At 53.0% G+C, this 8,358-nt stretch carries 6 protein-coding genes and 2 pseudogenes; 7 read left to right on the forward strand and 1 reads right to left on the reverse strand.

What is annotated here, in order from left to right; genetic code table 11:
• Positions 1–11 precede the first annotated feature (11 nt).
• From ACPV3A_RS29240 to ACPV3A_RS29260, 5 genes and pseudogenes are all read left to right on the forward strand, one after another.
• Positions 12–1,481 (forward strand): rhamnulokinase, encoded by a 1,470-nt coding sequence (locus ACPV3A_RS29240; protein WP_426203072.1) that lies wholly within the window; start codon positions 12–14, stop codon positions 1,479–1,481.
• A 30-nt stretch (positions 1,482–1,511) separates the two neighbouring features.
• Positions 1,512–2,208: pseudogene (locus ACPV3A_RS29245) on the forward strand (DeoR/GlpR family DNA-binding transcription regulator).
• 106 nt (positions 2,209–2,314) lie between these two features.
• Positions 2,315–3,052: a (Fe-S)-binding protein gene (locus tag ACPV3A_RS29250; RefSeq protein ID WP_194544862.1), complete on the forward strand. Its 738-nt coding sequence runs from the start codon at positions 2,315–2,317 to the stop codon at positions 3,050–3,052.
• Positions 3,039–4,559, forward strand: coding sequence for a LutB/LldF family L-lactate oxidation iron-sulfur protein (locus ACPV3A_RS29255; RefSeq protein WP_426203073.1), 1,521 nt, complete (start codon positions 3,039–3,041; stop codon positions 4,557–4,559). Before ACPV3A_RS29250 ends, ACPV3A_RS29255 begins: the two co-directional genes overlap by 14 nt.
• Positions 4,552–5,292, forward strand: coding sequence for a LutC/YkgG family protein (locus ACPV3A_RS29260; RefSeq protein ID WP_426203075.1), 741 nt, complete (start codon positions 4,552–4,554; stop codon positions 5,290–5,292). The genes ACPV3A_RS29255 and ACPV3A_RS29260 overlap by 8 nt, the downstream gene beginning before the upstream one ends.
• A 185-nt stretch (positions 5,293–5,477) precedes the next feature.
• On the opposite strand, the gene ACPV3A_RS29265 is transcribed toward ACPV3A_RS29260, so the two are convergent.
• On the reverse strand, positions 5,478–6,332 hold the full coding sequence (locus ACPV3A_RS29265) for an SDR family oxidoreductase (RefSeq protein WP_426203078.1): 855 nt from the start codon (positions 6,330–6,332) through the stop codon (positions 5,478–5,480).
• Positions 6,333–6,619: 287 nt separating this feature from the next.
• Here ACPV3A_RS29265 and ACPV3A_RS29270 point away from each other — a divergent pair, with 287 nt between their 5' ends.
• Positions 6,620–8,128 carry a UDP-N-acetylmuramoyl-L-alanyl-D-glutamate--2,6-diaminopimelate ligase gene (locus tag ACPV3A_RS29270; RefSeq protein ID WP_426203080.1) on the forward strand — a complete coding sequence of 503 codons (1,509 nt, stop codon included), beginning with the start codon at positions 6,620–6,622 and terminating at the stop codon, positions 8,126–8,128.
• A 23-nt stretch (positions 8,129–8,151) separates the two neighbouring features.
• A pseudogene (locus ACPV3A_RS29275) lies at positions 8,152–8,358 on the forward strand (PQQ-dependent sugar dehydrogenase); the annotation flags it as partial.

Below are 8,358 nucleotides of genomic sequence, written 5' to 3' on the forward strand. Positions count from 1 at the left end.
GGCTGGAAGCCTTGAACGTTCTTGCATTTGATTTGGGCGCAAGCAGTGGCAGGGCCATGCTGGGCCAATGGAACGGCCGAACCATCGAGGTAACGGAAATTCACCGGTTCCCGAACGATCCGGTTCGAATCGGCGACCGTTTCCAATGGGATATACTGCGGATCTACCACGAGATGAAGCAGGGCTTGCTCCGATTGAAAGGACAGCATAGCCTGCCGACGAGCATCGGTATTGATTCCTGGGCGGTGGATTTCGGACTTCTGGATCGGAGCGGGGAGCTGCTCATGAATCCGTATCATTATCGGGACACGCACACGGATGGCGTGATGGAAAAGGTCTTCCGGGATGTGCCGCCTGCCGAGATTTTTGATCGGACGGGGATTCAGTTCCTCTCATTCAACACGATCTATCAGCTGGCTTCCTTGCAGCGTCAGAAGCCCTACTTGCTTCAAGAAGCCGAGCGTTTTCTTATGATTCCCGATTTACTGCGCTACTTCTTGACCGGCGAGATGGCGAATGAATTTACGAACGCTACTACAACGCAGCTGTATAACCCGCTTTCGGCAAGCTGGGATGATCATCTCTTGAAATCATTGAATATTCCTCATAAGTTATTTCATCCTGTGGCTCAACCCGGTACGCATGTTGGGGCTTTGAGATCATCCGTCACGGAGGAGCTGGGGATCCCGCCGATTCCGCTCTATACGGTTGCAGAGCATGATACGGCTTCCGCCGTGGTCGCGGTTCCGGCTATAGAGCGTTCGTTTGCTTATTTGAGCTGCGGTACCTGGTCGCTGATGGGAACTGAAGTCGATCAGCCTGTCATTCATGAACGGGCCAGAGAGCTGAACTTCACGAATGAGGGAGGAGCCTACGGCACGTACCGACTGCTCAAGAATATCATGGGACTTTGGATTCTGCAGGAATGTCAGCGGACCTGGGGACGAGAAGGGTTAACGTACTCCTATCCCGAATTGGTTAAGATGGCGGATGCGGCGCCGGCATTTGCTTGTTTTATTGATCCCGATGATCCCGTATTCCTCCCAGCCGGAGATATGCCGAAGCGTGTAGTGGAATATGCGGCGCGCACAAACCAGAGCGTTCCGCAGGATGCAGGCGCTCTTGTACGCTGCATTATGGAGAGCCTGGCCATGCAGTACCGTTATGTGCTGGAGTTGACCGAGGAATTGTCGGGGCAAAAATTTCAGGGCTTGCATATGGTGGGCGGTGGCATTCATAATGAAACATTATGCCAGTGGACTGCGAATGCGATAGGGAAACCCGTATGGGCTGGACCTGCGGAGGGCAGTGCCATCGGCAATATGGCCGTGCAGTGGATCGCGCAAGGCGAGCTGTCCGATATATGGGAAGCACGCGCCGTCATTAGAGAGTCCTTCCCGGTCAAGACCTACGAGCCGAAGGAAACTTCCTTATGGGAGGAGGCTTACGGGGTGTTCGTTCAGCGGACCGGGAAGAGATAGAATATACGAACAGTAAGGATGGGCGGTATGATGCTGGTTGCAGAACGATATGAGAAAATAGTACAGTTGGTCAACGAAAGAGGGAGCATCCGAGTCTCCGAGCTGAGTCAGCTCTGCGGTGTAACGGAAGAAACGATTCGCCGCGATCTTGACAGGCTGGAGCAAGCAGGGCGCCTGCGCCGTTCCCATGGCGGGGCGGTTAGCGTGAAGGATCAACCGGAAATTCAGCGGTCGCAGCCGGAAATACCGTATGCTGAGCGGGAAATCATGCATGCGCTGGAGAAGCAGCGGATCGCGGAGGAAGCGGTCAAGCGAATCCATCCGAATGATCGCATCCTGCTGGATGCAAGCTCTACGGCTTGGTACATGGCAAAAATCATACCGGATATTCCGATTACCGTGCTGACGAATTCGATTAAGGCGGCTGCGGCTTGCGGAACGCTCGCTGGATGCTTACTACGTGGATAAGGCCTTTCTATCCTGCAAGGGTGTGCATATCGAGCGGGGCCTTAGCGAATCCAATGAGCTTCAGGCGCGAATCAAGCATAAAATGATCGGAATGACAGATGAGACCATTCTGCTCGCCGATGCCAGCAAATTCGGCACGCAGGCTTTTGCGCAGGTTGCCGATCTATCCCAAGTGAATCTGATCATTACCGATCGGAGATTGAGGGAAGAGGAAGCGGCACCTTATCGAGCATTGGGCATCAAGATCGAATCTGTATAGAGCAAGTTTCTATAACATATCAACATGGAATCCCCCCGTTCCGGGGGGGTTCTTGCTAGAGGCCGATTCTTCGGTCCATATCCTGATGATTAGCGGGGTGAAGATGTTGAAGATTTCATTATTTGTCACTTGTCTCAGCGATGCCTTGTTCCCGCGGGTAGCTGAATCGATGGCAAGATTGCTGGCAAGGTACGGCGTGCAGCTTGAATTTCCGGAAATCCAGACCTGCTGCGGCCAACCGGCCTACAACAGTGGTTATTGGGATGATGCTCGCATCAGTGCCAAGACGATTCTGGACGCTTTTGACGATAGCGACTTTGTTGTGTCTCCTTCCGGCTCCTGCACGTATATGATTCATCATTATCCGGATTTGTTCAAGGACGATCCCTTATACTTGGATAAAGCGAAAGCGCTTCAATCCAAATGCTATGAGTTTACGCAATTCCTCGTCGACGTGCTGGGCGTGTCCGATGTTGGCGCCGTCTATCCGCACAAGGTAACCTATCATCCATCCTGCCACGGAAGCCGCCTTCTCGGGGTGAAGGAGCAGCCAATGAAACTGCTTAGCCAAGTCAAGGGACTGGAACTGGTTCCCTTGCCATTCGCCGAGGATTGCTGCGGGTTCGGCGGAACGTTTGCCGTAAAAATGGCGGACATTTCGGGGGCGATGGTCACAGAGAAAAGCGATCATGTGCTGGAGACCGAGGCGTCCGTGCTTGTCGGTCTCGATATGGCCTGCCTTATGAATATTGCCGGCAATCTGCGACACCGGGGCGAGAAGGTTCAGGTCAAGCATTTGGCCGAGCTGTTGTATGAGGGGGTGAGCGTACATGAGCACAGCTGAATCGAAAGCGCAAACGGTTAAGGAACGTGCAGGTTACGCTCTCAATAATGATTTTCTGCGCAATGCGGTGAAGTTTACGACAGAGCGGCTGCGGCTCGGCAAAAAGCTTGCGTCTGAGGAGCATGGCAACTGGGATGCGTGGAGGGAACGGGGACGCCAAATCCGGCTCCATACTATCGCTCACCTGGATTATTATTTGAATGAATTTGCTGAGCAGGCCAGGGCGAACGGAGCCCATGTCCATTTTGCGGAGACGGCGGAAGAGGCGGTCGCGATCTCTCTGCAAATCGCAGAGCATAAGTCGGCCAAGTCCGTCGTGAAATCAAAATCAATGGTGTCCGAGGAGCTGCATCTGAACAAGGCGCTCGACTCGATCGGAGTGGAGGCCGTCGAAACGGATCTCGGCGAGTATATTATTCAGCTGGCGGATGAAACGCCTTCTCATATCATCATTCCGGCCATTCATAAGAACCGTTACCAAATTGCGGAGCTGTTGTCCGCAGAGGCAGGCGAAACACTGCCGCCCGATACGGCGATTATGGCAGGTTTTGTCCGCATGAAGCTGCGAGAGAAATTCCTTGAAGCGGACATTGGCATGACGGGGTGTAATTTTGCGATCGCCGAGACGGGCTCGATGGTGTTGTTCGAGAATGAAGGCAATGCCCGCATGGTGACGACGGTGCCAAAGACACAGATTACCCTGATGGGCATGGAGCGGATTATTCCGTCATGGGCGGATCTCGAAGTCATGGCTACCTTGCTGCCGCGTTCAGCGACCGGTCAGAAACTGACAGTATACATGTCCGGTATCAGTGGTCCGAAGAGAGAACTGGATGCCGATGGACCGGACGAGATGCATATTATCATCATTGATAACGGCCGTTCTCTTCAGCTCGGGGACCCCGAATTCCAGGAGCTGCTTAACTGTATACGCTGCGGCGCCTGCCTGAATGCCTGTCCCGTATATCGCCATATTGGCGGGCACGCTTATGGGGGCACGTATAGCGGCCCAATCGGTGCCGTATTAACGCCTGCCTTGAACAAGAACGTCGCGGAATGGGACGATATTGCCAACGCATCCAGCCTGTGCGGCGCCTGTTATGAAGCATGCCCCGTGAAGATTCCGCTGCATGATATGCTGGTATCCCTGCGCCGCCGGAAGATTGAAGCCGGGCGCGGCGACAAGCTGGAAGCGATGGGAATGAAGGGCTTCTCCGCGATTATGGGGAATGCCAAGCGTTATCGCAGCGTGGTATCCCTCGGAAAGTGGGGCCAGAAATTGGTGGTTCGAGGCGGGGAGATTCGAACGCGGATCGGACCTTTGAAGGGGTGGAATTCATACAGGGTAACCCCAAGTCTCCCCAAGCAATCCTTCCGTGACCGATGGCCGGGGATGGAGCAGGATATTTGCGGAACCTCCGGGACAATGGACCCTGAAATCGCCAACCGATTGAAGGAGCGGCTTCAGCAGCAGAAGTTCGGAAAGGGGGAGAAGGCCCATGACTAACGAAAACGATCGCAGCTGGCTGGACCGTCTTGAAGAACAGTCTCGCAAGAAGCAGGATCAGTTCATGGATGGAATTGCCGCGAAGCTGGGCAGAAACCGGGTTCGCACCGCTCCGGAGCATCCTTTCCGCGGTGCCCCCGATTTCTGGAATGAGTTTGAGTGGCCGCTTGAGGAGAGGATTACGCAGTTTACCGCCAACTTTGAAGCGGCAGGAGGCCATGTGGTAAGGCTGAGCCACCGCGAAGAGGTCAGCCGGTTTATTAGGGACAAAGCGATGGAGATGAGTGCGGCTACGATTCTTCGTCAGCAGGAAGACGCGCTGGACCGCCTGGGGCTGGAAGAGAGCTTGCCGGAGGCGCTTGTTCTCTCCTGGAATGAGGCAGCGGACACGAACTGGAGGGCAGTCGCTGCCAGAGCTGATTTTGGTGTCGTCATGGCGGATTATGCTGCGGCTTACACCGGTTCGATTACGGTGAAATCAGCCCCGCATAAAGGACGTTCGGTCAGCCTGCTGCCGACCGTGTTGATAGCCATCATTCCAATAGAGCGAATGGTTACCCGACTAGGCGAGATTCTGGTTCAGTTTGATCAGGCCGGACGCGAGCAGCTGCCAGCGGGAATCCATTTCATCTCGGGCCCGAGCCGTTCCGCCGATATCGAGAACGATCTTACGATTGGCGTTCACGGGCCAGGCATCGTGTACGCCCTGCTGGTCGATTCCTATGAGAATTAACGAATAACACAGGTTACAGGATTAGCCCCAAGCAAGAGCAGTTACGGCATGCTCACTGGCTTGGGGCTAATTTAAGATGAGGGAATGTATAAGTTTGCAGTTAAACTGATAATCTTTAAGTTTCCTCTGAATGCAATCTGTCAACTGTGGAAGCAGGTCGATAGATGGTTCTCTTAAGTATGGGGTTATTTGCCCCTGCGTGTCAGTTCGGCCAGCCGATCCCATTGCTCATGGGTCACTTCCGCCAGGTCGTTGAATTGTCCCGCACCTTGAAGCCATTCGCCGCCATCGATGGTGATCACGTCACCATTAATATAACCGGCATAATCGGAAATGAGATACGCGGCGAGATTAGCTAATTCCTCTGCATCCCCTACGCGCTTTAGGGGGATGCGGTCGATCATCTTTTGCTCCAGGTCCGGCGTGGGCGATAATCTTGACCATGCGCCTTCAGTCGGGAATGGACCCGGGGCGATCGCAACTTGTCGGATCCCGTAAGGGGCCCATTCCACCGCGAGTGAACGAGTCAGCGCAAGCACGCCCGCTTTTGCGGCTGCAGAAGGGACCACATAGCCAGAGCCTGTTGAAGCATATGTTGTGACGATGTTGAGCATCGTTCCGCTTTTGCCCTGCTCAATCCAGCTTTTACCGACTTCAAGTGTTGCGTAGAAGGTGCCGTGCAGCACGATGTTCAGCACGGCATCTACAGCCCGAGGAGAGAGGCGCTCGGTGGGGCTGATGAAGTTCCCGGCTGCGTTGTTGACAAGTACGTCAAAACCTCCATAATGCTGCTCTGCCGCATCAACAAGAGCCGATATCTGCGCAGGGTCTCGAACGTCGCAGCTTTTGTACCATACCTCGCAGCCTAGCTGTTTTAATTCTTCTGCGGTCTGCTGAAGAACTTCCTCCCGGCGTCCGCATATGGCCAGTTTAGCGCCAAGCTGCGCGAACTTCTCTCCCATGGCCCGACCAAGGCCCGTGGCGCCTCCCGTGATCAATACAACTTTATTTTGAAGCAAATCGTCCGTGAACGGTCCCATCGATGGTTCTCCTTTCAAGCAGATATGGAATAACGGAGCGGGTTCTCGTCCCGCGTCCTATATTCAGCAGGCTGCATCAACCATTCCAAAAATTGCAACCGCTTACTTCCAGCGTAACATGGTTAACACTTCCAGTCATCACATTCTTGTTTCAGAATGCCCTTGCTTGGTTAGGTTAATAAGAAATGCTGGTTAAAACGATACATAGTCGTCAATTCTACATCTTATATATCACACTGCCACCTGACCCTGGGATTTTGATTACATCACGAGATGAGGAACCTGACATGATTCTGAAATCACTGACGGAGCGGCTGATTCTTAAGACGATAACGGGCAGTACTTCTGTGGATATCACGAACCTGGATACAGATTCAAGAGAGATTCGGCCTGGCGGCCTGTTCGTCTGTGTTCCAGGCTTTCACGTGGACGGTCATGACTATGCCCGTCAGGCGATACGTAACGGCGCTGTTGCCATTGTGGCTGAACGGGAGCTGCCGGGACTACCAGGAAATATTACACATATAACGGTACCGGATACCAGAAGAATTCTGCCGATTCTCGCAAACGCCTTTTTCGGAGATCCCACGCAGCAATTGAAACTGATCGGAATTACCGGGACAAACGGCAAGACAACGACAACCCACATGGTAGAAAAGATACTGAACGACGCTCACCGCAAAACGGGCATCATTGGCACACTGTATATGAAGATCGGAGATCATATGGAGAAAACGCTGAATACCACGCCGGATACGATCCAGCTGCAGCGTTATTTTCACACGATGGTCACCCATGGCGGAACCTATGCCGTATTGGAGGTGTCCTCGCACGGATTGGATATGGGGAGAGTGCGCGGATGCGATTTTCAAACCGTGGTTTTTACGAATTTGTCGCATGATCATCTGGACTTTCATCAGAATATGGAGAGCTATCGCAATACGAAGGAGCTGTTGTTCACCCAGTTGGGCAACAGTAATCGTGACATGCTGAAGAAGGCGATCCTGAATGCGGACGATGAAGCATCGTCCTATTATGCAAAACGTACATCCGCACAGATCGTAACCTATGGCATTCGTAACGAGGCTGATGTTCGGGCAACGCATATTCAAAACATGCCGGAGGGCTGCAAGTTTCATGTAGAAACGCCATGGGGACACGGCGACTTCAGTCTGAAGGTGCATGGAGTTCACAACGTGTATAACGCGCTTGCCGCCATGACCACTTGCTTGCTGGAAGGGATACCGCTTGAAGAAATCTGCAGAAGTCTACAACAATTTGCAGGGGTTCATGGACGATTTCAAGAAATAGAAACGGGACGAAGATTTCGCGTGGTTGTAGATTATGCGCATAATCCGGATGGACTTAAGGCAACTTTGCAATCGGCCAAGGAAATTACGCCAGGCAAAATGATATGCGTGATGGGCTGCCGGGGCGAAAGAGATCGGTTAAAACGTCCGATCATGGCGGACATTGCAGCTTCATATGCGGATTATGTGTTGTTCACGACGGACAATCCGTTCTCGGAGGATCCTGAGCAGATTATGGCTGAGATGCTGGGAGGCCTAACCTCGCATGAGGCAGGGAATTGGGAGGTTATCCTGAACCGTAAAGAAGCCATTCAACGAGCTGTGGAATTGGCTGGTGACGAGGACAGGATCATTATTACCGGACGAGGCCATGAGACCCGTTATGTAGCAGGCAGCCAGATCGAATCGTTTAGCGATGAGGATATTGTGATGCGTTCATTACAGGACATGGGGCAAGGCATCCAGATGATGACACCGGAGCTATAAAATTACCCGGGAGGTGCTGGATTATGAAACGAAAGGGACTTGGCGCTGCATTAACCGCGATTATACTGCTTCTCGCTGCTTGCACACAGTCTCCGCCTGCTAAGGAAGAAGGGAGGCAGGAAGACCACCGGGAAGAGAAAATCGATTCCTCGTACCATGTGCTTGCAGAGCAGTTGAGGACACCTTGGTCGATCGATTTTGACGGCGATACGATATATGTCAGCGAGCGG

It is taken from the genome of Paenibacillus sp. Dod16, from assembly GCF_049893405.1.
Lineage (GTDB): Bacteria > Bacillota > Bacilli > Paenibacillales > Paenibacillaceae > Paenibacillus_AQ.

Excerpts from the sequence above, each read along its gene's own strand:
- ACPV3A_RS29255 (WP_426203073.1), top strand. The coding sequence starts at position 3,039 with ATGAGCACAGCTGAATCGAAAGCGCAAACGGTTAAGGAACGTGCAGGT.
- ACPV3A_RS29260 (WP_426203075.1), top strand. The coding sequence starts at position 4,552 with ATGACTAACGAAAACGATCGCAGCTGGCTGGACCGTCTTGAAGAACAG.
- ACPV3A_RS29265 (WP_426203078.1), bottom strand. The coding sequence starts at position 6,332 with ATGGGACCGTTCACGGACGATTTGCTTCAAAATAAAGTTGTATTGATC.
- ACPV3A_RS29270 (WP_426203080.1), top strand. The coding sequence starts at position 6,620 with ATGATTCTGAAATCACTGACGGAGCGGCTGATTCTTAAGACGATAACG.